Consider the following 23,793-nt stretch of genomic DNA (forward strand, 5'->3'; position numbering starts at 1 on the left):
ATGCGTGTCGCGATTATCGACTACGGTTCGGGCAATTTGCGTTCGGCCACCAAAGCTTTCGAGCGTGCCGCCCGCGAAGCCGGCATCGATGCAACTATCGACCTGACCGACAGGCCGGATCATGTCGCCTCGGCGGACCGCATCGTGCTGCCGGGTGTCGGCGCCTATGCGGATTGCCGCGCCGGTCTTGACGCCGTTCCCGGAATGCATGACGCACTCATCGAAGCCGTGGAGAAAAAGGCCCATCCCTTCCTCGGCATCTGCGTCGGCATGCAGCTGATGTCCTCACGCGGGCTGGAAAAGACGGTCAGCACCGGGCTCGGCTGGATCGAAGGTGACGTCGTGGAAATGACGCCGTCCGATCCCACTCTTAAAATCCCGCAGATCGGCTGGAACACGCTGGAAATTCGCCACGCCCACCCGTTGTTCGACGGCATCAAGACCGGCGCGGATGGCCTGCACGCCTATTTCGTGCATTCCTATCATCTGGCGGCCAAGCACGCGACTGACGTCATCGCCACCACCAATTACGGTGGCGCGATGACGGCTTTCGTCGGCCGCGACAATATGGCGGGCGCGCAGTTCCATCCGGAAAAAAGCCAGACGCTCGGCCTTGCCCTGATTTCCAATTTCCTGCGCTGGAAGCCCTGACATGATTCTTTTCCCCGCAATCGATCTCAAAGACGGTGAGTGCGTTCGCCTGAAACTCGGCGATATGGACCAGGCAACCGTCTACAATACCGATCCCGGCGCACAGGCCAAGGCCTTCGAGGATCAGGGTTTTGAATGGCTGCATGTGGTTGATCTCAACGGCGCCTTTGCTGGTGAAACAGTCAACGGTGCAGCGGTTGATGCCATTCTGAAAGCCACGAAAAACCCGGTGCAGCTGGGCGGCGGCATCCGCACGCTGGATCATATCGAGGCCTGGCTGAGCCGTGGTCTTGCGCGCGTCATTCTCGGCACGGTGGCAGTTCGCGATCCGGTTCTGGTCATTGAGGCTTGCAAACGTTTCCCCGGCCAGGTCGCCGTCGGCATCGACGCCAAAGGCGGCAAGGTGGCGGTGGAAGGCTGGGCGGAAGCCTCCGAACTCGGTGTCATCGAACTTGCCAAACGTTTTGAAGGCGCTGGCGTTGCCGCCATCATCTATACCGATATCGATCGTGACGGCATTCTAGCCGGCATCAACTGGGCCTCGACGCTGGAACTGGCGGATGCCGTATCGATCCCGGTCATCGCGTCCGGCGGACTTGCCTCCATCGATGATATCAAGCGCATGCTGCAGCCGGATGCCGCAAAGCTTGAGGGTGCGATTTCCGGTCGCGCGCTTTATGACGGTCGCATCGACCCCGCCGAGGCGCTTACCCTCATCAAGGCTGCAAAGGAGGTAAACGTATGACCCTCAAAGCCCGCGTTATTCCCTGCCTGGATGTGAAGGACGGTCGTGTCGTCAAGGGCGTGAACTTTGTCGACCTGATCGACGCTGGCGATCCCGTCGAGGCGGCGAAAGCCTATGATGCGGCCGGAGCGGACGAACTCTGCTTCCTCGACATTACCGCCTCTTCGGATAATCGTGACACGATCTTCGATGTCGTCTCGCGTACCGCCGACCATTGCTTCATGCCGCTGACCGTTGGCGGCGGGGTTCGCAGCGTCGCCGACATCCGCAAGCTGCTTCTGTGCGGGGCCGACAAGGTCTCGATCAATTCCGCAGCCGTCAAGGATCCGGATTTTGTGGCGCAGGCCGCCGATAAATTTGGCAACCAGTGCATCGTCGTTTCCATCGACGCCAAGCGCGTTTCGAAGGACGGAGAAGAAGGTCGCTGGGAAATCTTCACCCATGGCGGGCGCCAGCCGACCGGGATCGACGCCGTCGAATTCGCCATCAAGATGGTCGAACGCGGCGCCGGCGAATTGCTTGTAACCTCGATGGATCGCGACGGCACCAAGAGCGGATATGATATCGGTCTGACACGCACCATTGCCGATCAGGTTCGCGTGCCCGTCATCGCCTCGGGCGGCGTTGGAACTCTGGACGATCTGGTGGCGGGCGTGCGCGATGGCCATGCGACTGCGGTGCTTGCAGCCTCCATCTTCCACTTCGGCACCTATTCGATCGGGCAAGCCAAGACCTACATGGCCGAGCATGGTATCGCCATGCGTCTCGACTGATTGCAGGATTTCCCCATGAGCGCATTTTCCCTTTCCGATCTGGAGCGTATCGTCGCGACACGCGCCGCCGCCTCTCCTGATGAATCCTGGACAGCCAAGCTGGTTGCTGCCGGCCAGGAGCGCGCGGCGAAAAAACTCGGCGAAGAGGCGGTGGAGACCGTTATCGCGGCCATTGCGAAAGATCGCGAGGGGCTGAAAAACGAGGCCGCCGACCTGCTTTACCATCTGCTGGTGGTGCTGAAGATCGCCGAGATTCCCTTGAGTGACGTCTTTGCCGAACTGGAGCGCCGGACCGGGCAGACCGGCCTTGCGGAAAAGGCGGCGAGGCCGACATCATGAATGTCACGGCAGGCAGCGGGGAGAGAGGCATGCCAGGCACACTCGATCATTTCCGACCGGATGAATATTCGCCATACCACTTCTTCAGTTCGGAAGAATGGGCGAAGTTTCGCGCCGATACGCCACTGACCCTTTCCGCCGACGAGGTCAAACGGCTACGTTCGCTTGATGATCCGATCGATCTGGATGAAGTGCGGCGCATCTATCTCTCGCTATCGCGCCTGTTGTCCTCCCATGTAGAAGCCTCGCAGCTGCTATTCGAACAGCGCAACCGCTTCCTCAACATGGGTGACGTCAACAAGACGCCCTTTGTCATCGGCATTGCCGGATCGGTGGCCGTTGGCAAGTCCACAACGGCGCGTATCCTGAAGGAGCTTCTGGCCCGCTGGCCCTCCAGCCCGAAGGTCGATCTCATCACGACTGATGGATTTCTCTATCCAAACGAGGTCCTGCGGCGGGAAAACCTGATGGAGCGCAAGGGCTTTCCCGAAAGTTACGATATCGGCGCGCTCCTGCGTTTCCTATCGGCGATAAAGGCGGGCCAGCCGAATGTGAAGGCGCCGCGTTATTCGCACCTGACCTACGACGTTCTGCCGAACGAATTCACTGTCATAGACCAGCCGGATATCCTGATCTTCGAAGGCATCAACGTACTGCAATCGCGCGACCTGCCGGCGGGTGGGCGGATCGTGCCGATCGTTTCCGACTTTTTCGATTTTTCGATTTATATCGATGCCGACGAGGACTTCATTCACAACTGGTATGTGAACCGGTTCATGAATCTGAGACAGACTGCCTTCCGCGACCCGAATTCATTCTTCAACCGTTATGCGTCGATCAGCGAAGAGGCAGCGCTCAGCATTGCCGAAGGGCTCTGGCAGAACATCAACCTGAAGAACCTGCGCCAGAACATCGTGCCGACGCGCCCGCGCGCCGATCTCATCCTTCGCAAGGGCAAGAACCACCTGATCGACACGGTAGCGCTTCGCAAGCTGTGAAGATGCCGCGCATGGCGGCACCTTCGGCGGTTAAAATCCGCTATTATGCACGCTCAGGAATACGCAGGACCTGTCCGGGATAAATCTTGTCGGGATGCGTCAGCATCGGCTTGTTGGCTTCGAAGATGATGTTGTTCTTCGCGCCATTTGCCTTGCCATACTGGGCTTCCGCAATCTTCCAGAGATTGTCGCCCTTCTTGACCGTGTAGAAGACGGGTTCTTTCGCGGGCGCGTCAGTCACTTTCAGCTCGCCAGCCTCGACCTTGGAAATGCCGAGCGTATTGCCGACCGCGATGACCGCCTTTTCGAAAACCGACTGATCGGCTACTTCGCCCTTCAGAACGACCTTGTCGTCCACCACTTCGACCTGAACCTTGTCCGTGCCGAGATCGTGGGAAGCGAGTTCCTTCTTGACAGCTTCGACATCAGGGGCATCGTCACCGCCGATACCGAGCTTCTTTGCCGCTTCCTTGATGAAATTGAACAGACCCATAGCACCCTCCTTGGTTGTAGGGAGGCTTACCAGACGATATTTGAAGCTCTATGACAAGGGCGAAACATTTGGCCCTTATTCGCCCGAGGGCTTGCCGCGCATTTTCTTGATATCGGAGCGGCCAGACTTCGCCTTGAGGCGGCGCTCAACCGACCCCTTGGTGGGCTTGGTGGCCTTGCGCACCGGCGGCGGAGGGGCGGCAGCTTCGAGAATCATTTCCTTCAGCCGCTCGCGGGCGTCTTCGCGATTGCGTTCCTGACTGCGAAACCGGCTTGCCTCGATCATCAGCACACCATCTTTCGACACACGCCTGCCACCGAGGCGCAGTGCATTGGTCTTTACCCGATCCGGAAGGGAGGGCGAATTGGCAATGTCGAAAAACAGCTGAACCGCCGTCGAGACCTTGTTGACGTTCTGGCCGCCCGGCCCGCCGGCCAGCACGAATTGCTCCGTCAGTTCCCAGCCGGCAATGGTGATGCGGTTATTGATGTAAAGCGGGTCGCTGGCCATGTTTTCTCTCCGCGCCGGTGATGCCACAGATCGCGAAAAATGAAAACAGCGGAGCAAACGAAAGAACCCGGCACAAGGCCGGGTCCGCTCCTCCTCACAAATGAGGCCTTATTATTCAGCCGCGAGCAAAAGGCCCGGCGCTGCGTCGCGCACCTTGCTGTCGACATGGTCTTCGAACTTGGTGAAGTTCGTGACGAACATCGACACCAGCTTCTTAGCTTGCGCGTCGTAAGCTGCGCCATCGGCCCAGGTGGAACGCGGATCGAGGATTGCGCTGTCGACGCCATCAAGCGACTGAGGGACAGCGAAGCCGAAATTCGCATCGGTGCGGAACTGTGCGTTCTTCAGATCGCCGGCCAGTGCGGCGGTCAGAAGCGCGCGGGTCGCCTTGATGGGCATGCGCTTGCCGATGCCGTAAGCACCGCCGGTCCAGCCGGTGTTGACCAGCCAGCAATCAACGCCGTGCTTGCCGATCAGTTCACGCAGCAGGTTGCCGTATTCCGCTGGGTGGCGCGGCATGAAAGGCGCGCCGAAGCAGGTGGAGAAGGTCGCTTCCGGCTCGGTCACGCCCTTTTCCGTGCCGGCAACCTTAGCGGTGTATCCGGAGAGGAAGTGGTACATGGCCTGTTCCGGCGTCAGACGCGCGATCGGCGGCAGGACACCGAAGGCATCCGCCGTCAGCATGATGATCGTCTTCGGATGACCGGCAATGCCCCTTTCCGATGCATTCGGAATGAAGTGTAATGGATAGGCGCTGCGGGTGTTTTCCGTCAGCGAATTGTCGTTGAAATCGGGAACCCGATTTTCATCCAGCACGACGTTTTCAAGAACCGTACCGAAACGGTTGGTCGCGGCATAGATTTCCGGCTCGGCTTCCGCCGAAAGCTTGATCGCCTTGGCATAGCAGCCGCCTTCGAAATTGAAGATGCCGTGCTCGCCCCAGCCATGTTCGTCATCGCCGATCAGCGTGCGCGACGGATCGGCGGACAGCGTGGTCTTGCCGGTACCGGAGAGGCCAAAGAAAACGGCGGAATCACCCTGCGGACCGACATTGGCCGAGCAATGCATGGGCATGACGCCCTTGGCCGGCAGCAGGTAGTTCAGCACCGTGAAGACCGACTTCTTGTTTTCACCGGCATAGGAGGTGCCGCCGATGAGGACGAGGCCGTTGGTCAGATCGCAGGCAATGACGGTTTCCGAACGAACACCGTGACGCGCCGGATCGGCCTTGAAGCTCGGCAGGTTGATGATGGTGAGCTTCTGCTTGAAGCCCGCCAGTTTTTCCTGCTTCGGACGGATCAACAGATTGCGGATGAACAGCGAATGCCAGGCAAGCTCGGTGACGACGCGGGTCGGCAGCGCATTTTCTTCATCGGCGCCGCCGATCAGGTCCTGCACGTAAAGCGTCTTGCCGGCGGCGTGGGCCAGCATGTCCTGACGCAGCAGCTCGAAATTTTCCGGCGACAGCGGCTTGTTGTTGTCCCACCAGATGGTGTTCTCGGTGGAAGCATCACGAACGACGAATTTATCCTTCGGCGAGCGGCCCGTATGCTGGCCGGTGACGGCGCGCAGCGCACCGTCGATGGTCAGTTCGGCTTCGCCGTTACGGATCGCGAGCTCGTATAATTCGCTCTCATTGAGGTTATAAAAGACGCGGGAGGCCTCGCCCAGTCCGAGTTCCGCAACTCCATTGGCAGGATTATGAACCCCAAGCTCGTTCATGACGCGTTCCTTGTTGATGACGATAAGGCCGTTGAAATTTTCACGGAAAATACGTGGCAGCTTTTAGAAACGCAAGAGCCAAACTTTAAAAAACTTAGTAATTTCAATATATTAATCGATTTAAAAGATTTTATTTCTTTTTAAATCGGTTGAAGACGCATTAAAATCCAGCTGCGGCCTTTTTGCAAAATCCGCTCCCGCCTCACTGGCGATTTCGGGGCGAGTTTTCCTTTGCCACAATTTGTTCCACCTTTATACTCAAGAGAGTGGCTCGCGGCGCACAACCTTGGCTGGGTGAATGTCGGGAGTTACGAGAAAATGACGATGGAGACCAACTACATGCAGACGATCGCGCTTGTCGACGACGACCGGAATATTCTGACTTCGGTATCGATCGCGCTCGAAGCCGAAGGCTACCGGGTCGAAACGTATACGGACGGCGCCTCCGCGCTTGACGGGCTGATCGCCCGCCCGCCGCAGCTCGCCATTTTCGATATTAAGATGCCACGCATGGACGGCATGGAGCTTCTGCGGCGTCTTCGCCAGAAGTCGGATCTGCCGGTTATCTTCCTCACCTCCAAGGATGAAGAGATCGACGAATTGTTCGGCCTGAAGATGGGCGCTGACGACTTCATCACGAAACCCTTCTCGCAGCGTCTTCTGGTGGAACGCGTCAAAGCCATCCTGCGCCGCGCCAGCAGCCGCGAAGCGTCTGCTGCAACCGGCAGCGTGCTGAAGCCGACCGCCGATCAGCAGGCGCGCACGCTGGAGCGCGGGCAGCTCGCCATGGACCAGGAACGCCACACCTGCACCTGGAAGGGTGAGCCGGTGACGCTCACGGTCACCGAATTCCTCATCCTGCATTCGCTGGCGCAGCGACCGGGCGTGGTGAAAAGCCGCGACGCGCTGATGGATGCCGCCTATGACGAACAGGTCTATGTGGACGACCGCACCATCGACAGCCATATCAAGCGCCTTCGCAAGAAGTTCAAACTGGTCGATGGCGACTTCGATATGATTGAAACGCTTTATGGCGTAGGATATCGCTTCCGCGAAGCGGCTTGAAGAGCCGACTCACGCAGAAGGGACCGCCCGATAAGGGGCGGTGAGGACTTGAATACGTGTTGAAGAAAACGCCGGAAACCGTCTCGGACAGTGACGATGCCGAAGAACGCGGCAGCGAACGCCGCCATCGTATCCATCCGTTGACGATCATCCGGCGCATCTTCGGCAATGCGGTGTTTTCCAGCCTCACGCGCCGCATCCTTTTTTTCAACGTCGCGGCGACGGTGGTTCTGGTCGGCGGCATTCTCTATCTCAACCAGTTCCGCGAGGGGCTGATCGACGCGCGCGTGGAAAGCCTGTTGACGCAGGGCGAGATCATCGCCGGCGCTGTCTCCGCTTCCGCCTCGGTCGATACCAACTCGATCACCATCAATCCGGAAAAGCTGCTCGAATTGCAGGCGGGACAGAGCATCACCCCTGCCCCCAATGACGAGGACTTGAGTTTCCCGATCAATCCGGAGCGGGTCGCACCTGTGCTGCGGCGGCTGATTTCGCCGACGCGCACCCGTGCGCGGCTGTTCGATGCCGACGCCAACCTCCTGCTCGATTCCCGTCATCTTTATTCGCGCGGTCAGGTGCTGCGTTTCGACCTGCCGCCGGTAACACCGGAGACGCAAAGCTGGGGCGACTGGTTCACCAGCATGTTCAACCGCATGCTGCAGCCGAGCAGCCTGCCGCAATATAAGGAAGCGCCCGGCGGCGACGGTTCGATCTATCCCGAAGTGATGAATGCGTTGACCGGCGTGCGCGGCGCGGTCGTGCGTGTCACGGAAAAGGGCGAGCTGATTGTTTCCGTGGCCGTACCGGTGCAGCGCTTCCGGGCCGTGCTCGGCGTTCTGCTGCTTTCTACGCAAGCGGGCGACATCGACAAGATCGTGCATGCGGAGCGCCTTGCCATCATGCGCGTCTTCGGCATCGCGACGCTGGTCAATATCGTCCTGTCGCTGCTCCTCTCCTCCACCATCGCCACGCCGCTTCGGCGGCTTTCGGCGGCTGCAATCCGCGTGCGCCGCGGGGCGAGAACCCGCGAGGAAATACCGGATTTCTCGGCGCGTCAGGATGAGATCGGCAATCTTTCGATTGCGTTGCGTGAAATGACGACGGCGCTTTACGACCGTATCGACGCCATCGAAAGCTTCGCCGCCGATGTCAGCCATGAGCTCAAGAACCCGCTGACCTCGCTGCGCAGCGCCGTGGAGACCCTGCCGCGCGCCAAGACCGAAGAGTCCAAACAGCGCCTGACCGAAATCATCTTCCACGATGTGCGCCGTCTCGACCGCCTGATCAGCGACATTTCGGATGCGTCGCGGCTCGATGCCGAACTGGCGCGCGCCGACGCCTCTCCGCTCGATCTCGATGTGCTGATGAAGGGTCTGGTGGATATATCCCGCCAGATAAGCACCAAGAAGAAAAGTGTGACGATCGACTATGTCATCGACCGGAAAGCAGGCGCAAAGACCTCCTTCGTGGTGAATGGTCACGATCTGCGTATCGGTCAGATCGTCACCAACCTCATCGAGAATGCGCGATCCTTCGTTGCCGAGGAAAGCGGCCGCATCACCGTGCGCCTCTCCCGTCACAAGGATCGTTGCATCGTGCAGGTGGAGGACAACGGGCCCGGCATTCAGGCAGAAGACATCGACCGGATTTTCGAGCGCTTCTACACAGACCGGCCGGCGAGCGAAGGGTTCGGACAGAATTCCGGCCTTGGCCTTTCCATCAGCCGCCAGATCGCGGAAGCCCATGGCGGCAGTCTGCGGGCGGAGAACGTAGTCGACAAATATGGCGTGATTTCCGGCGCGCGCTTCACCCTGTCGCTGCCGGCGGCCGAAACCCATGACCGCTGAACGCTTCAACCTGCACGCCACCGCCATCACCGTTCAAAACACCGGCATTCTTTTCGTCGGACCGTCGGGCAGCGGCAAAAGCGAACTTGCCTTCAGCTTTCTAACGGAGGCCGAACGCTGCGGATTGCCGGCGGCGCTGATCGCGGACGATCAGATTTTCGTGTATCGCGATGGCGACAACATCATTGCCGAGCGGCCGGACGCCATCGCCGGCCTGCTGGAATTGCGCGGCAGCGGCATCGTTTCCATCAGAAGCGTTGCGCGCGCTCCACTACATTTTGCCGTCACGACAGTTCTTTCAGGGACAAATCCAAGACTTCCCGAAGATGACGAGAGGTTTTCCCTGCCCTGCGGCGGGCATATCCGGCTTCTGCGCATTCCGCTTTCCAGCCTGACGCCCTATGGAAAATTTGCTGCACTTGCTCAGAATCTTTTTAAAACGAATGTGAAGTGACGATGATTCGGGCGATTTTAGGCTTGCGATTCGCATTTTCCTCATCAAGATGAAATCCCACCGATGGACAGGATTGCCGCGTTGCGATAGTCGGCAATGAGAGTGCGTGTGCAAGGGAGCATTTCATGATCGGACTAGTGCTTGTCACCCATGGCAAGCTGGCTGAGGAGTTTCGCCATGCGTTGGAGCATGTCGTCGGTCCCCAGAAATTGATCGAGACGGTTTGTATCGGTCCCGAAGACGACATGGATCAGCGCCGGCAGGATATCATCGACGCTGTTGCGCGCGCCAATGACGGCAACGGCGTCATCATCCTGACGGACATGTTCGGCGGCACGCCCTCCAATCTTGCGATTTCCGTCATGAATAACGGCAATGTCGAAGTCATCGCAGGGGTCAATCTTCCCATGCTGATCAAGCTTGCCGGCGTTCGCAGCGAAGATAATATGGACAAGGCACTTCAGGATGCATCCGATGCCGGCCGCAAATATATCAACGTCGCCAGCCGCGTTTTAAGCGGCAAGTGAGAAGTCAGCCCATGTCGCCATTCTCCCGGGAACTACCGATCATCAATAAACGCGGCCTCCACGCCCGGGCTTCTGCCAAATTCGTACAGATGGTTGAAGGTTTCGACGCGACGATCACGGTTTCCAAGGATGGCATGACCGTTGGCGGCACCTCCATCATGGGCCTGATGATGCTGGCGGCCAGCCCCGGCTGCAGCGTTTATGTCGAGGCAAGCGGCAATCAGGCGAAAGAAGCGCTGGAAGCACTGGAGGCGCTGGTCGCCGACCGCTTCGGCGAAGAAGCCTGAGCCGGCACATATAAAGACATAAAGACTTCTTTATATCATCATTGCCAGATCGTTCGTGGCCTGCTAAACCGCAGCTACGTTTAAAAGCCGGGCTGTGAGGCGCGGCGTTTCTGATCTGGAGAACCTTATGAGCCTTGAGAAGGACTACATCGTCGCCGATATCAACCTTGCCGCATTCGGCCGCAAGGAGCTGGACATCGCCGAAACCGAAATGCCGGGCCTGATGTCCTGCCGCAAGGAATTCGGTGAAAGCAAGCCCCTGAAGGGCGCACGTATTACCGGTTCTCTTCACATGACAATCCAGACCGGCGTTCTCATCGAGACGCTGAAGGAACTGGGCGCGGAGATTCGCTGGGCCTCTTGCAACATCTTCTCGACGCAAGACCATGCGGCGGCAGCCATTGCAGCAGCCGGCATTCCGGTATTCGCCGTCAAGGGTGAAAGCCTGACGGAATATTGGGAATATACCGACAAGATCTTCCAGTGGACCGACGGCGGTCTTTCTAACATGATCCTCGATGACGGCGGCGACGCCACCATGTACATCCTGCTCGGCGCACGCGCCGAAGCCGGTGAGGATGTTCTGTCCAATCCCGGTTCGGAAGAAGAGGAAATCCTCTTCGCGCAGATCAACAAGCGCCTCAAGGCTTCGCCCGGCTGGTTCACCAAGCAGCGCGACGCGCTGAAGGGTGTCACCGAAGAAACGACGACCGGCGTTCACCGTCTCTACGATCTCAGCAAGAAGGGCCTGCTGCCGTTCCCGGCGATCAACGTCAATGACAGCGTCACCAAGTCGAAGTTCGACAACAAGTATGGCTGCAAGGAATCTCTCGTCGACGGCATTCGCCGCGCGACCGATGTGATGATGGCCGGCAAGGTTGCCGTGGTCTGCGGTTATGGCGACGTTGGCAAGGGTTCCGCAGCCTCGTTGCAGGGCGCTGGCGCCCGCGTGAAGGTGACCGAAATCGACCCGATCTGCGCGCTTCAGGCCGCCATGGACGGTTTTGAGGTCGTTCGCCTGGAAGACGTCGTCTCTTCCGCTGACATCTTCATCACCACGACAGGCAATAAGGACGTGATCCGAATCGAGCATATGCGCGAGATGAAGGACATGGCGATCGTCGGCAATATCGGCCACTTCGACAATGAAATTCAGGTCGCATCGCTGCGTAACCTGAAGTGGACGAACATCAAGCCGCAGGTCGACATGATCGAGTTCCCGAAGGGCAACCGCATCATTCTTCTGTCCGAAGGCCGCCTGCTGAACCTCGGCAACGCCACCGGTCACCCGTCCTTCGTCATGTCGGCCTCCTTCACCAACCAGGTGCTGGGCCAGATTGAGCTCTTCACCAAGCAGGGCGAATACAAGAATGAAGTTTACGTGCTTCCCAAGCACCTCGACGAGAAGGTCGCGCGCCTTCATCTCGAGAAGCTTGGCGTGCGCCTGACCGAACTTTCCGACCTTCAGGCAGATTATATCGGCATCTCGAAGGAAGGTCCGTTCAAGGCGGAACACTACAGATATTAATTTCATAGTTAATATCCACTGAAATTACACAATATCTAGATGCCGTGCGCTTGACAAAGCGCACGGCATCTTTTTTGCGCGCTCACTTCCCGCAGATTTATGAAGACGGTATTGTCATCAGACTTGATTCGGACACGCCAAAGGGCGGCGGGGACGAAATGGGATGTCTTGTCGAAGATGCGGCACATAGGACGGAGACAGACCGGGGATGACGGTTCAAAATTCGGATCTGCGCAAGCAGACAGTTCAACGCCTTGAAAACACGCATGCGGGCGTGGCATTGAGTGCGGCTCTTGCGCGTTGCCGGCAGGTCGTCAGTGCGGTTCAGACAGGCTTTGCGAGGCTGCCTGTCCTGCTTTCGGGCACGGTTCTCGCCGGCTCGACAACCGTTGCGATGGCGCAGGACGGCCTTGTGGCAAAGACCGGCGCGCGGCTGTTCTCATCCGGAGAAACCATCACCTATTCGCTTTTCGTCGGCATGCTTTCGGCAACGCTGTTTTCTGTTGTCTGGCTGGTGCGCCAGCGCGGTAATATCGAGGCGGAAAGCAGCGAATACCGACAGGCGCTTGCGCAGTCCCACCACAAGATCGCGAAATACGAGGCGCTGATTTCCGACAAGAGCCGCCGCATCGTCATCTGGGACGGCGCGGACAAACGTCCGGAATTTCTGGGCCAGCTGCCGGCCGAGACCGGTGTGCCGCAGGCGGACCAGGATTTTCTGGCATTCGGCCGCTGGCTGAAACCGGCATCAGCAAGCCAGCTTGAAAAATCCATCGAAAAACTCCGCAGCCATGCCCAGAGTTTCGACCTGACCATCGAGACGCAGCGCGGCGAAGTCATTGAAGTTCAGGGCCGGGTTTCCGGCGGAAACGCCTTTGCGCGTTTCATAGCTCTCAACAATCTGCGCGCTGAACTCGCGGAATTGCAGGTCGAGCGTGAACGTCTGCTTGCCTCCGTATCGACATTTCAGGAACTTCTCGATTCCATCGAACAGCCCGTCTGGCGTCGTAATGGCGAAGGTGAACTCACCTGGGTCAACCACGCTTACGCCCATGCGGTGGATGCGCGTGATGCCGGGCAGGCCGTTCAGGAAAAGCGCGAACTTCTGAACACGGTTACACGACAGAAGATACGCGCGGCTGCGACACCGGAATCGCCCTATCATGATCGCATTTCGACCGTCGTTTCCGGTAACCGCAGCTTCTTCGACGTCGTCGACATAAAAACGGCGGGCGGGTCTGCCGGGATCGCCATCGATGCCACCGAAGCGGAAACCATCAGCGAGGAACTCAAGCGAGTTTTGAAAAGCCACGCCGAAACGCTCGATCATCTGGCGACGCCCGTCGCCATTTTCGACGGCCGGCAGCGGCTGCAATTCTACAATCAGGCTTTCGCGGCTCTGTGGGGTCTCGATCTCGTTTTCCTCGAATCCAGCCCTGATAATTCCGAACTTCTGGACAGGCTGCGTACCGCCGGCAAATTGCCGGAGCAGCTGAACTGGAAGAATTGGAAGGAGACGGCGCTTTCCGTCTACCGTTCGCTCGATACCAAGACGGATCTGTGGCACCTGCCCAATGGCCAGACCTTGCGGGTCATCGCCACCGCGCATCCGCAGGGTGGCGCGACCTGGGTTTTCGAGAACCTGACCGAGCAGGTCGATCTTCAGATGCGCTACAACACCTTGGTCAAGGTGCAGGGCGAAACCATCGACCATCTGGCAGAAGGTGTCGCCGTATTCGGTGCAGACGGGCGCATTCGCCTGTCCAACCCGGCATTCCGGGCGCTTTGGGGCGTGACGGCCGATGAGGCGGAAACGGGCACGCATATTCGCGCCATAGAAACCGCCTGCGCCCAATCCTATGACGGACCGGACGGCTGGCGCGCCTTCAGCCAGTTCATCACCAGCTTCGATGACGAACGGCCGTCGCGGCAGGGAACGCTGGAACTGCTTTCCGGCCTCGTGCTCGATTATGCGATCATTCCGCTGCCGGATGCGCAGACAATGCTGACCTTCGTCAACATGACGGACAGCGTGCGCGCCGAGCGGGCGCTCAAGGAAAAGAACGACGCGCTTCTGAAGGCGGACGAGCTGAAGAACGATTTCGTGCAGCATGTTTCCTACGAGTTGCGCTCGCCACTGACCAATATCATCGGCTTCACTGATCTCCTGAAGACCCCCGGCATCGGCCAATTGACGGAACGGCAGGCGGAGTATCTCGATCATATTTCCACCTCGTCCTCGGTTCTCCTGACCATCGTCAACGATATTCTCGATCTCGCGACCGTCGACGCCGGCATCATGCAGCTCAACTATTCGGATAATGATCTGAACGAGTTGCTCGACGATGTTTCGGTGCAGATCGCCGACCGGCTGCAGGAAAGCGGTATTTCGCTCGAGATCGTCGCGCCTGCCCATCTCGGCAGTCTCGTGGCCGACCACCAGCGGTTGAAGCAGATTCTCATCAAGCTCCTGACCAATGCGATCAACTTCGCACCCGAAGGTTCCTCCGTGCAGCTCTCCTGCCAGCGCAGCGAAGGCGACTTCGTATTCTCCGTTGCGGATAAGGGGCCGGGCATTCCCGAAGACATGCTGAAAACGGTGTTCGACCGCTTTTCGACGCGTGGCAATGGCGGACGGCGGACCGGTGCGGGGCTTGGCCTTTCCATCGTCGAAAGCTTCGTCAGCCTGCATCATGGCACCGTCAGCATCGACAGCCGCCCCGGCAACGGCACCATCGTCACCTGCCGCATTCCCTCCGCCACACGGCCGCACTCCATCGCCGCAGAATGAGCCAAGACATCTTGCCGATCACCATTTCGCTGGCGGGAGAAAGAGACACCATAAGGCTCGGTGAAGACCTTGCCTTGGCCCTGAAGCCCGGCGATTGCCTGGCGCTGATCGGTGATCTCGGCGCCGGCAAATCCACGCTCGCCCGCGCCTTCATCCGGGCGATGGCGGATGAACCCGATCTTGAGGTCCCAAGCCCCACCTTCACCATCATCCAGACTTATGACGCCCGCATCCCCGTCGCCCATCTCGATCTCTACCGGCTTTCGGATGTTTCGGAGCTGGATGAACTCGGCATCGATGAAATGCTGGAGGAGGGCGTCTGCCTGATCGAGTGGCCTGACATCGCCGCAGAGGTTCTGCCGCCGGAGCAGACGATCACCCTGCGGGTAACGCATTCGGGCGAAGGCCGCGTGGCCGTAATAGAGGCTCCCGCACAACAAAAAGCACGGCTTGACCGTGTTTTCGCCATTCGTGAATTCCTGGCGAAAAATGACAGAGGGGGTGCGACCCGCCGTTTTCTGAGTGGCGATGCCTCCACACGCGCCTACGAGACGATTTCCACCGATGGTCCCGAGCTTATTCTGATGGACTGGCGCCGCCCCATGAGAGGCGCGATCGTTGCGGATGGCAAGACCTATGCGGAAATCGCCCATCTTGCCCAGGATGCCCGCTCCTTTGTGGCGATCGGCGACTATCTGCGAAACACTGGTTTCTGCGCGCCGGAGATTCTGGCTGCGGATATCGATCAGGGCATTCTCCTTCTGGAGGACCTCGGACGGGAGGGCGTGCTGGCTGCCGACGGCACACCGATAGAAGAGCGTTATCTTCAAAGTGTCGCCTGTCTCGCCGCCCTTCACCAGACACCACCCCCGGCATTGCTGCCGATGCGCGATGGCAGCACCTACGACATTCCTCCCTTCGACCGGCAGGCGATGAAGATCGAAGTCTCGCTGCTGGTGGAATGGTATCTGCCCCATAAACGCGGCGGAGCGCTTACCGATGGCGAGAAACAGGACTATTACGCCATCTGGGACGGCCTGATCGATGCGCTGGCCGGCTGTGAAACGGGGCTTCTGCTGCGTGACTTCCATTCGCCGAACATTCTCTGGCAGGCGCAGAACAGCGGCATCCGTCAGGTCGGCCTGATCGATTTTCAGGATGCGATGATTGGCCCCACCGCCTATGATCTCGCTTCCATCGTACAGGATGCGCGGGTTACCATCTCTCCCGAATTGCAGACACGCCTGCTTTCGCATTATCTCGACAGCAGAAAAGCGACGCCCGCTTTCGATGAGGCCACATTCCTCAAGGCTTTCGCCATCATGTCGGCGCAGCGCAACTGCAAGCTTGCAGGCATCTGGGTAAGGCTGTTGGAACGGGACAAGAAACCCGGTTATATGAAACATATGCCGAGGACGTTCCGCTATCTGGCCGCTGCACTTTCCCATCCGCAGCTGGCACCGCTCAAAGAATGGTGTGTCCGCATGGGCATGGACTTTAACGACGAACACGGTTGACCACGATGACGATCAAAAACGCGATGGTGCTGGCCGCCGGGCTTGGCACACGGATGCGCCCGATCACCGATACGATCCCGAAGCCGCTTGTGAAAATTGCCGGCAAACCGATGATCGATTACGCGCTCGACGCCCTTGTCGAAGCCGGGGCTGAAACCATCGTCGTCAATGTGCATCACCATGCCGAACAGATGATCGCCCATCTCGAAAACCGCGCAGACGCCGAAATCCTGATTTCCGACGAACGGTCGGAGCTGATGAATTCCGGCGGCGGGCTGGCCAAGGGCCTGAAGCTTCTGAAGCCCGGCCCGGTTTTTGTCATGAACGCCGATCTCTTCTGGATCGGCGAGCAATTGAACGCCGTCAGCAATCTGCGAAAGCTTGCGCAATTCTTTGACACGGCCCGCATGGACATGGCCCTGCTCTGTGTCGACATGGATCGCACCACCGGCCACAACGGCAAGAGGGATTTCGACCTAGCCGACGACGGAAAGCTGGCTCGCTATCGCGACGGTGACGCTAACCCGGTGGTTTATGCCGGCGCCATCGCCATGGATTCGCGCCTTCTTGACGATGCGCCGGCGGACGCTTTCAACCTCAATATCTATTTCGACCGCGCCATTGAAAAAGGTCGGCTTTTCGGGCTGTCGCTGGATGGCCACTGGATCACCGTGGGCACGCCTGACGCGATTGACGATGCGGAAAGCATCATCCGGCAATTCAGGGAAAAACGTTTCGCATGACGCTCACCCATCACGCAAAGCGCGTCCTGACGATCGCTGCGGGAACACCGTTCCTCAAAACGCTCGCGGAAACGCTGTGTGACGGGCGGCTGACATCAGGCTATAGATATGATCCGACCGATCCTCTTTCGCTTGCGAGCGTGACGATCTATGTGCCGACGCGGCGCTCTGCGCGCGTGCTGCGCTCCGAATTCGTCGATCTTCTGGGCGGCCGATCCGCCATTCTGCCGCTGATCCGACCTCTTGGTGAAACGGATGACGATAGCGGTTTCTTCGATATCGAAAATCCTGAGATCATGGATCTGGCGCCGCCGATTTCCGGCACCGGCCGGCTGATCGAACTGGCGCGCCTCATCCTCGCCTGGCGCAACAGCCTGCCTGACGCCATCCGGGCGATCCATTCGGATTCGCCGCTCGTCGCTCCCGCAAGCCCCGCGGATGCCATCTGGCTCGCGCGGGCGCTCGGCGAGGTGATCGATGCGATGGATACCGAAGAAAAGGACTGGGAGACGCTTCAGCATCTCGATACCGGCGAACATGCGCAATGGTGGCAGCTGACGGCGGATTTCCTGAAGATCGCCAGCGTCTTCTGGCCGGCGCGGCTTGCAGAACTCAACCGTTCCTCCGCAGGCCGGCATCGCAACGCCATCCTGCGGGCGGAAGCGGACCGGCTTGCCAATTTGCCGGACACGGGGCCGATCATCGTGGCGGGCTCCACGGGCTCCATTCCGGCCGCCGCCGATCTCATCGCCGCTGTTGCCGCCCTGCCGCAAGGTACGGTCGTGCTGCCGGGACTCGATCTTGCCATGCCCGAAGAGCAATGGCAGGCGATTGCCGAGGACCCCACCGATCCTTCGAGCCGCACGCACTCGCAATATGGGCTTTATATGCTGCTGCAGAAGCTCGGCATGCTCAGGGACGAGGTGGTTCAGATCGGCGCTCTTGATCGTGATCTGGAAAAACGGGCGGCGGTGTTTTCGACCGCACTCGCGCCCGCGAAATCCACAAGCGACTGGAACCGTTGGCGCGAAGACAGGGAACCCGGCTTTTTCGACGAAGCCTTCGCGGCGGCCACATTGATCGAGGCCGCCAATGAGCGTGAAGAGGCAACCGCCATCGCGGTGGCGCTCCGGCTGGCGCTGGAGGCTCCGGGGCCTGAACGCCCCTCTCAGGCGGCGCTGATAACGCCCGACCGCGGACTGGCGCGGCGGGTCGCGACAGAGTTGCAACGTTTTGGCATCGAGGCAGACGATTCGGCCGGAACGCCGCTTTCGGCCACGCCGCAGGCAGGACTGACGCAACTCGCGCTGGAAGCCATTCTCAGGCCCGGAGATCCGGTGCCGATCATTTCGCTTCTAAAGCATCCCCTCGCCCGCTTCGGGCTTTCCGGCGATGCTTTTATCAGAGCCTCCAAAGCGCTGGAGCTGATCGCGCTGCGCGGCGGCCGTGTCGAAACCGAGATAGGCAATCTCGAGGTGGTTCTCGATACGCAACTCCTTGCACAGCGTGATGACCGGCACCCGCCCGCATGGCGGGTGGCGCTGCCGGAGGGAAGTGTCGATACGGCCCGTGATCTCGCGCGGCGGATCGCCATTGCCACGGAGCCACTCGGCTCCGCCTTCATTCGTCGTGACCGCTCCGGCCGCGCCTTCACCGATAAATTGCCGCTTTCCGATTGGGCCGGGCGGACAGGTCGGGTGATCGAGGCCATCTGTGCCGATGACGGCAATGATCTGGCCGCATTGTGGTCCGGCGAAGCGGGAGACAAGCTCTCCAGCCTATTTGCCGAACTGATGGAGAGCGGCGACATCCTCGATGCGGACGGGCCGCAATGGATCGATATTTTTGCAGCGCTGGTGGCAGGCGAATCGATCAAGCCGCGATCCATGCGCCATCCACGCATTTTCATCTTCGGCGCGCTGGAGGCGCGACTGCAAAGCGTCGACACCGTCATCATCGGCGGTCTCAACGAAGGGCTCTGGCCGGGCCAGACAGCGAACAATCCATTCCTGTCCCGCAGCATGAAGACCGCCATCGGGCTGGAGCCGCCGGAACGGCGCATCGGACAGCTCGCGCATGACTTCGAGATGGCGAACGGTACCCGGCAAATCTTTTACACCCGGGCGCTGAGGCAGGGCTCCACCCCGGCCGTCGCCTCCCGCTGGCTGCAACGGCTGCTGGCGCTGGGCGGCGAAAATTTCGCCGAACAACTGAGGAAGCGCGGCGAGACCTATCGCCATTGGGCGGGTCTGATGGATGAAAACATCAATCAGGAAACGGCAAAGCGCCCTGCCCCCAAACCGCCGGCCGATCTGCAGCCGAAGAGCTACTCCTTCAGCGAAGTGGGACGTCTGCGCCGCGATCCCTATGCGATCTATGCGCGGCGTATTCTGAAGCTCGATCCGCTCGACCCTTTCAACCGCGACCCGAACGCTGCCGATCGCGGCACGCTTTATCACGGGATTATCGAGCGCTATTCCCGTGAAGGGCATATCCCCGGCACACCGGCCTCGCTTGAGGCGATGCAGCGCATTCTCGACTACTGTTTCGACGCGGAAAACCTGCCTGTGCATGTGGATGTCATCTGGCGTCCGCGTTTTGCGGCGGTGGCCCGCGCTTTCATCGATTGGGAAAAAGAACGTCATCCATCCATTCGCCACAGCTTCTACGAGGCTCGCGCCGGGCAGGAAATTGCCGAAGCGGGCATAAGGCTGACTGGGATCGCCGACCGCATCGACATCAAGACAAACGGTCAGGCGGATATTATCGACTACAAGACAGGACTTGCGCCTTCCGTCAATCAGGCGCGCGCGCTGCTCGACCCGCAGCTGGCGCTGGAAGCGGCGGCACTGATGCGCGGTGCCTTCCGCGAAACGGGTTCGCCCACGCCCGAAAACCTCATCTATGTACGCCTACGACCGGGAGACCGATTTTTTGCCGATCAGGTGAATAACGAACATTCCAGCCGAAGCGGCAAAAGACCACCGAAATCCGCTATCGAACTGGCAACGGAATCGATCGACCAGCTCGCGAAATTCGTGCGCTCTCTGCGCGAAGGTGAAAACGGTTTCGCCTCACGGCTGGTGCCGGAAGAGCAGCAATCCTATGGCGGGGAATATGACCACCTCGCGCGGGTTTCGGAGTGGTCGACGGCGGAACCGGGAGACGGCGATGACGATTGATCCCTTCGACGCCGGCCCTTTCGCCGATACGCCTGAAAGCTGGATCGACTGGACCAGCGCCCGTCAGCGGCTTGCCTCCGATCCCGCAAGTTCCGCCTGGGTGTCGGCGAATGCCGGCTCCGGCAAGACCCATGTTTTGACCCAGCGCGTCATTCGCCTGCTTCTGGCCGGGTGCCGCCCTTCGGCGATTTTGTGCCTCACCTATACCAAGGCCGCAGCATCGGAAATGTCGAGCCGCGTGTTCGACCGGCTGGCGGAATGGGCAACTTTGCCGGATTCCGATCTCAAGGACCGCATCGCCGCCATCGAAGGCAAGGTACCGGATCGCATCAAGCTTGCCGAAGCGCGCAGGCTGTTCGCCAAGGCGCTGGAAACACCGGGCGGGCTGAAAATCCAGACCATCCACGCATTCTGCGAAGCCCTGCTGCACCAGTTCCCGCTGGAGGCCAATGTCGCCGGCCATTTCTCCGTTCTTGACGACCGCGCCGCAACAACGCTGCTCGCCGAAGCACGCCGTTCGCTTCTGACGGCGGTTTCGACGGAGCGGGACGAGGAGCTGGCGCAATCGCTCGCTTACGTGCTCGATCTGGCTGACGAAAGCGGGCTGGAATCGCTGCTTTCCGCCATCATCGCCAATCGCAGTGCCCTTCGTGGCTTTCTGCTCGATGCCAAACAGTCGGGCGGCATTGATGCGCGGTTGCGGCAGGCGATGCAGATCGCAGATGGGGAAACCGAAGAAACCGCTGCGGCCGCCTTCTGGCCTCTGCCCGGCCTCTCGGGCCTTGCGCTCGATACGTATCTAACCCTTGCTGACGAGGTGGGAGGATCACGCGTCATAGAGGTCGCTTATGCGCTCCGGGAGGCAAAACGGCAGTCGGACCCGGTGCGGCGGATGGAATTCATCGAAGCGGCGCTTCTGACAGCCAAAGGCGAAAAGAAATCGGATGCCTACGTCATCAACAAGGGCATGCAGAAATCCGCGCCTGATCTCGTCGATGCGCTGACGCTGGCGCGCGACCATGTCGTGGCCTGCCGCAATCGCTATCGTCTGGTGCGCATGCTAGCGGCGACAAAAAGCGCCCTTGTGCTGGCCGAACGGTTGATCGGCGATTTCGAAGACCTGAAAAAGCAGCGCAGCCAGCTAGATTTCGAAGACTTGATCGAGCGCGCCGCCAATCTGCTCAACCGCGATACGGCGGGTGCGTGGGTGCATTACAAGCTGGATCAGGGCATCGACCATATTCTGGTCGACGAGGCGCAGGATACCAGCCCGGTGCAATGGTCGATCATACAGTCGCTGGCGGCGGATTTCTTCACCGGAGAAAGCGCCCGCATGGGACGCCGGACGCTGTTTGCTGTGGGTGACGAAAAACAGTCGATCTATTCCTTTCAGGGCGCCCGGCCGGAACGGTTCTCGCAGGAGCGTGACGAGACCCAAAGGCGTGTCGATCAGGTGGAGCAGGCCTTTCATCGCATCCGCCTGCCGCTCTCGTTCCGTTCCACTGAAGATGTGCTGGCCGCCGTCGATCAGGTCTTCTCGATCCCGCAAAATGCGAGCGGCCTCAGTGCCGATAATGAGCCAGTCGAACATCGTTCCAACCGCGCCGGCCATCCCGGCACCGTTGAAGTGTGGGATATGGTGGCGCCGGAAACCACAGAGGATGAAGAAGACTGGACGGCCCCCTTCGATGCGCTGCGGGAAAGCGCGCCGGCCACGATCGTCGCCCGCCGTATCGCCGCGCGCATTGCCGACATGATCGGAAACGAAACTATCATCGAAAAAGGCGTGGAGCGCGCTATCGAGGCCGGCGACATTCTCGTGCTTGTCAGAAAACGCGCCGCCTTCGTCAACGCGCTGACCCGCGAGTTGAAGCGGCGCAAGAACATTCCCGTCGCCGGTGCCGACCGCCTCCGTCTGACCGACCATATCGCCGTACAGGACCTTCTGGCGCTTGGCCGGTTCGTGGTGCTGCCGGAAGATGATCTTTCGCTGGCGGCGCTGCTGAAAAGCCCGCTCTTCAACCTGACGGAAGACGATGTCTTCGAGATCGCCGCCACGCGATCCGAGACGGAGAGCGTGTGGCAGAGGCTGCAAGTCCTTTCGGGCCAAGAAACCAGCCGTTTATCCATCGTCACCGACAAACTTCGGCATTTTGTTTCACTGTCGAAAACCGCCACAGTGCATGATTTTTTCGCGGCTGTTCTGACCCTGCATGACGGACGCAAAAAATTCCTTGGACGGCTTGGCAACGAAGCGAGCGACGTTCTCGACGAGTTCCTGTCCTTTGCGCTGGATTACGAAAGAACTGGCCTGCCCGGCCTTCAGGCCTTTCTTTCCGTCCTGGAAACCGATTCACCGGAAGTGAAGCGCGAGCAGGACAAGGATCGCGGCGAAGTGCGTATCATGACCGTGCACGCCTCCAAGGGGCTGGAAGCACCGGTGGTTTTTGTGGTGGATGGCGGCTCGAAAGCCTTCAACCACAGCCATGTGCCAAAGCTGCGCTTCGTGGAAACGGGTGGTGATGCCTTTCCGGTCTGGCTGCCCGGCAGCGGTTTTTCCAATCATCTCATTCGCTCGGATGAGGAACGCCTGAAAACGGCCGCCGAAGATGAATATCGCCGGCTGCTTTATGTGGCGATGACCCGCGCTGCCGATCATCTTGTCGTCTGTGGTTATCGCGGCCAGAAAGAAAACCCTGAATGTTGGCACGCCATCGTCAAGGCGGCGCTTGCGGAGAATCAGGATCATTGCCAGCCGCAACTGTTCAGTGCCGATGCAGAGGAATGGCAGGGGCTTGTCTGGCACAAGTCTGAAGCACGCCCGGCACTTGCACCGCACAAGCCGGCGGAAACCCAGCAGGAAGAAGACCACAAGCTTCCGCCAGGCCTTCTTGCACCCCTGCCTGCCCTGCCCTCCCTGCCAAGGCCGCTCAGCCCATCGGGTGCGGGGACCATCATTGATGACGGTGCGGACGATCTGGCCGTGCGTTCACCGCTGTTCGGGGAAAAAACGGAGGCTTCCAGCCTTGCCCTGCAACGGGGCAAGCTGGTGCATCGCATGCTGCAAGCCCTGCCGGATTTTGCGGAAAGCGAGCGGGAAGAGGCGGCCCGGCGTTATGCCGAACGTGCAGCGCGTTTCTGGCCTGCCAGTGAGCGCGAACATTTGATCCAGGCGGTTTTGCGGGTTCTCTCCGAACCGGCGGTGCAGCCGGCCTTTTCCGCCAACAGCCGTGCGGAAGTGTCGATCATGGGCACGATGACCCTCGGCCGGCAGCACTATGCCGTCTCCGGCCGCATCGACAGGCTGGCGGTAGACGGTGATCGGGTCATTCTGGTCGACTACAAGACAAACCGGGTTCCGCCGCGCACGTCACGCGAGATACCTTTCTCCCACACCGCGCAGCTTGCGATCTATCGCGAAATTCTTGCACCGCTTTATCCCGGCAAGGAATTTGTCTGTGCGCTGATCTATACGGAAAATGCCGCTTTCGTGCGGGTTGGTGACGATGCCATGGCGGAGGCACTTGCCGCAATAAAGACAAAGTGAGATACCGGGGCATTGAAATTTCGACGCGCCCGCATCACATCGATAGCGGAAAAGATTTACTGAAAGGAGAGCCA

At 59.6% G+C, this 23,793-nt stretch carries 19 protein-coding genes; 16 read left to right on the forward strand and 3 right to left on the reverse strand.

Features of this window, described 5'->3' with window-relative positions:
* From hisH to coaA, 5 genes are read left to right on the forward strand one after another with little or no spacing between them, the layout of a single operon-like run.
* A complete protein-coding gene (gene hisH, locus ACQZ48_RS13090; RefSeq protein ID WP_191217145.1) occupies nt 1–651 on the forward strand; it encodes an imidazole glycerol phosphate synthase subunit HisH in 651 nt (216 codons plus the stop codon).
* A 1-nt stretch (nt 652) separates the two neighbouring features.
* Nucleotides 653–1,396 (forward strand): 1-(5-phosphoribosyl)-5-[(5-phosphoribosylamino)methylideneamino]imidazole-4-carboxamide isomerase, encoded by a 744-nt coding sequence (hisA, locus tag ACQZ48_RS13095; protein WP_077983703.1) that lies wholly within the window; start codon nt 653–655, stop codon nt 1,394–1,396.
* On the forward strand, nt 1,393–2,169 hold the full coding sequence (hisF, locus tag ACQZ48_RS13100; protein WP_077983702.1) for an imidazole glycerol phosphate synthase subunit HisF: 777 nt from the start codon (nt 1,393–1,395) through the stop codon (nt 2,167–2,169). The genes hisA and hisF overlap by 4 nt, the downstream gene beginning before the upstream one ends.
* Nucleotides 2,170–2,184: 15 nt before the next feature.
* Nucleotides 2,185–2,508 carry a phosphoribosyl-ATP diphosphatase gene (locus ACQZ48_RS13105; protein ID WP_191217146.1) on the forward strand — a complete coding sequence of 108 codons (324 nt, stop codon included), beginning with the start codon at nt 2,185–2,187 and terminating at the stop codon, nt 2,506–2,508.
* The gene (coaA, locus tag ACQZ48_RS13110) at nt 2,505–3,506 is read left to right on the forward strand and encodes a type I pantothenate kinase (RefSeq protein ID WP_170979844.1); all 1,002 of its coding nucleotides are present in this window, start codon (nt 2,505–2,507) and stop codon (nt 3,504–3,506) included. The genes ACQZ48_RS13105 and coaA overlap by 4 nt, the downstream gene beginning before the upstream one ends.
* A 43-nt stretch (nt 3,507–3,549) precedes the next feature.
* On the opposite strand, the gene lysM is transcribed toward coaA, so the two are convergent.
* The 3 genes from lysM to ACQZ48_RS13125 form a co-directional block, all read right to left on the reverse strand.
* Complete coding sequence (lysM, locus tag ACQZ48_RS13115) at nt 3,550–3,999, reverse strand: peptidoglycan-binding protein LysM (RefSeq protein WP_448728887.1); 450 nt, start codon at nt 3,997–3,999, stop codon at nt 3,550–3,552.
* Nucleotides 4,000–4,074: 75 nt separating this feature from the next.
* Entirely contained in the window at nt 4,075–4,509 is a 435-nt protein-coding gene (gene arfB / locus ACQZ48_RS13120) for an alternative ribosome rescue aminoacyl-tRNA hydrolase ArfB (protein ID WP_142912867.1), read from the reverse strand.
* A gap of 111 nt (nt 4,510–4,620) precedes the next feature.
* Nucleotides 4,621–6,231 (reverse strand): phosphoenolpyruvate carboxykinase, encoded by a 1,611-nt coding sequence (locus ACQZ48_RS13125; RefSeq protein WP_448728888.1) that lies wholly within the window; start codon nt 6,229–6,231, stop codon nt 4,621–4,623.
* 339 nt (nt 6,232–6,570) lie between these two features.
* Between ACQZ48_RS13125 and chvI the strand changes: the two genes are divergently transcribed.
* The 11 genes from chvI to addA all read left to right on the forward strand — a co-directional run bounded on the left by chvI (nt 6,571) and on the right by addA (nt 23,719).
* Nucleotides 6,571–7,296, forward strand: a complete 726-nt coding sequence (chvI, locus tag ACQZ48_RS13130) for a two-component system response regulator ChvI (RefSeq protein ID WP_003505377.1) — start codon at nt 6,571–6,573, stop codon at nt 7,294–7,296.
* Between the two features lie 56 nt (nt 7,297–7,352).
* Nucleotides 7,353–9,143 (forward strand): two-component system sensor histidine kinase ChvG, encoded by a 1,791-nt coding sequence (chvG, locus tag ACQZ48_RS13135; protein WP_077983697.1) that lies wholly within the window; start codon nt 7,353–7,355, stop codon nt 9,141–9,143.
* Nucleotides 9,133–9,597 (forward strand): HPr kinase/phosphorylase, encoded by a 465-nt coding sequence (locus ACQZ48_RS13140; RefSeq protein ID WP_077983696.1) that lies wholly within the window; start codon nt 9,133–9,135, stop codon nt 9,595–9,597. The genes chvG and ACQZ48_RS13140 overlap by 11 nt, the downstream gene beginning before the upstream one ends.
* A 125-nt stretch (nt 9,598–9,722) precedes the next feature.
* Nucleotides 9,723–10,124, forward strand: coding sequence for a PTS sugar transporter subunit IIA (locus ACQZ48_RS13145; protein WP_003505374.1), 402 nt, complete (start codon nt 9,723–9,725; stop codon nt 10,122–10,124).
* Between the two features lie 11 nt (nt 10,125–10,135).
* Nucleotides 10,136–10,411, forward strand: coding sequence for an HPr family phosphocarrier protein (locus ACQZ48_RS13150; protein ID WP_003521181.1), 276 nt, complete (start codon nt 10,136–10,138; stop codon nt 10,409–10,411).
* Nucleotides 10,412–10,538: 127 nt separating this feature from the next.
* Complete coding sequence (gene ahcY, locus ACQZ48_RS13155; protein ID WP_077983695.1) at nt 10,539–11,939, forward strand: adenosylhomocysteinase; 1,401 nt, start codon at nt 10,539–10,541, stop codon at nt 11,937–11,939.
* 208 nt (nt 11,940–12,147) lie between these two features.
* Entirely contained in the window at nt 12,148–14,730 is a 2,583-nt protein-coding gene (locus ACQZ48_RS13160) for a sensor histidine kinase (protein ID WP_077983693.1), read from the forward strand.
* Nucleotides 14,727–16,247 carry a tRNA (adenosine(37)-N6)-threonylcarbamoyltransferase complex ATPase subunit type 1 TsaE gene (gene tsaE, locus ACQZ48_RS13165; RefSeq protein ID WP_191217149.1) on the forward strand — a complete coding sequence of 507 codons (1,521 nt, stop codon included), beginning with the start codon at nt 14,727–14,729 and terminating at the stop codon, nt 16,245–16,247. The genes ACQZ48_RS13160 and tsaE overlap by 4 nt, the downstream gene beginning before the upstream one ends.
* Nucleotides 16,248–16,252: 5 nt before the next feature.
* Entirely contained in the window at nt 16,253–16,990 is a 738-nt protein-coding gene (locus ACQZ48_RS13170; RefSeq protein ID WP_191217150.1) for a nucleotidyltransferase family protein, read from the forward strand.
* Nucleotides 16,987–20,172 (forward strand): double-strand break repair protein AddB, encoded by a 3,186-nt coding sequence (addB, locus tag ACQZ48_RS13175; RefSeq protein ID WP_191217151.1) that lies wholly within the window; start codon nt 16,987–16,989, stop codon nt 20,170–20,172. The genes ACQZ48_RS13170 and addB overlap by 4 nt, the downstream gene beginning before the upstream one ends.
* Nucleotides 20,162–23,719, forward strand: coding sequence for a double-strand break repair helicase AddA (gene addA / locus ACQZ48_RS13180; protein WP_173990419.1), 3,558 nt, complete (start codon nt 20,162–20,164; stop codon nt 23,717–23,719). The genes addB and addA overlap by 11 nt, the downstream gene beginning before the upstream one ends.
* The last annotated feature ends 74 nt before the right edge of the window (nt 23,720–23,793 follow it).

The organism is Agrobacterium sp. 22-209-1 (assembly GCF_053522485.1).

Bases quoted from the DNA above. Each gene is read 5' to 3' on its own strand.
- hisH (WP_191217145.1), top strand. From the start codon at position 1: ATGCGTGTCGCGATTATCGACTACGGTTCGGGCAATTTGCGTTCGGCC.
- hisA (WP_077983703.1), top strand. From the start codon at position 653: ATGATTCTTTTCCCCGCAATCGATCTCAAAGACGGTGAGTGCGTTCGC.
- hisF (WP_077983702.1), top strand. From the start codon at position 1,393: ATGACCCTCAAAGCCCGCGTTATTCCCTGCCTGGATGTGAAGGACGGT.
- ACQZ48_RS13105 (WP_191217146.1), top strand. From the start codon at position 2,185: ATGAGCGCATTTTCCCTTTCCGATCTGGAGCGTATCGTCGCGACACGC.
- coaA (WP_170979844.1), top strand. From the start codon at position 2,505: ATGAATGTCACGGCAGGCAGCGGGGAGAGAGGCATGCCAGGCACACTC.
- lysM (WP_448728887.1), bottom strand. From the start codon at position 3,999: ATGGGTCTGTTCAATTTCATCAAGGAAGCGGCAAAGAAGCTCGGTATC.
- arfB (WP_142912867.1), bottom strand. From the start codon at position 4,509: ATGGCCAGCGACCCGCTTTACATCAATAACCGCATCACCATTGCCGGC.
- ACQZ48_RS13125 (WP_448728888.1), bottom strand. From the start codon at position 6,231: ATGAACGAGCTTGGGGTTCATAATCCTGCCAATGGAGTTGCGGAACTC.
- chvI (WP_003505377.1), top strand. From the start codon at position 6,571: ATGCAGACGATCGCGCTTGTCGACGACGACCGGAATATTCTGACTTCG.
- ACQZ48_RS13140 (WP_077983696.1), top strand. From the start codon at position 9,133: ATGACCGCTGAACGCTTCAACCTGCACGCCACCGCCATCACCGTTCAA.
- ACQZ48_RS13145 (WP_003505374.1), top strand. From the start codon at position 9,723: ATGATCGGACTAGTGCTTGTCACCCATGGCAAGCTGGCTGAGGAGTTT.
- ACQZ48_RS13150 (WP_003521181.1), top strand. From the start codon at position 10,136: ATGTCGCCATTCTCCCGGGAACTACCGATCATCAATAAACGCGGCCTC.
- ahcY (WP_077983695.1), top strand. From the start codon at position 10,539: ATGAGCCTTGAGAAGGACTACATCGTCGCCGATATCAACCTTGCCGCA.
- ACQZ48_RS13160 (WP_077983693.1), top strand. From the start codon at position 12,148: ATGACGGTTCAAAATTCGGATCTGCGCAAGCAGACAGTTCAACGCCTT.
- tsaE (WP_191217149.1), top strand. From the start codon at position 14,727: ATGAGCCAAGACATCTTGCCGATCACCATTTCGCTGGCGGGAGAAAGA.
- ACQZ48_RS13170 (WP_191217150.1), top strand. From the start codon at position 16,253: ATGACGATCAAAAACGCGATGGTGCTGGCCGCCGGGCTTGGCACACGG.
- addB (WP_191217151.1), top strand. From the start codon at position 16,987: ATGACGCTCACCCATCACGCAAAGCGCGTCCTGACGATCGCTGCGGGA.
- addA (WP_173990419.1), top strand. From the start codon at position 20,162: ATGACGATTGATCCCTTCGACGCCGGCCCTTTCGCCGATACGCCTGAA.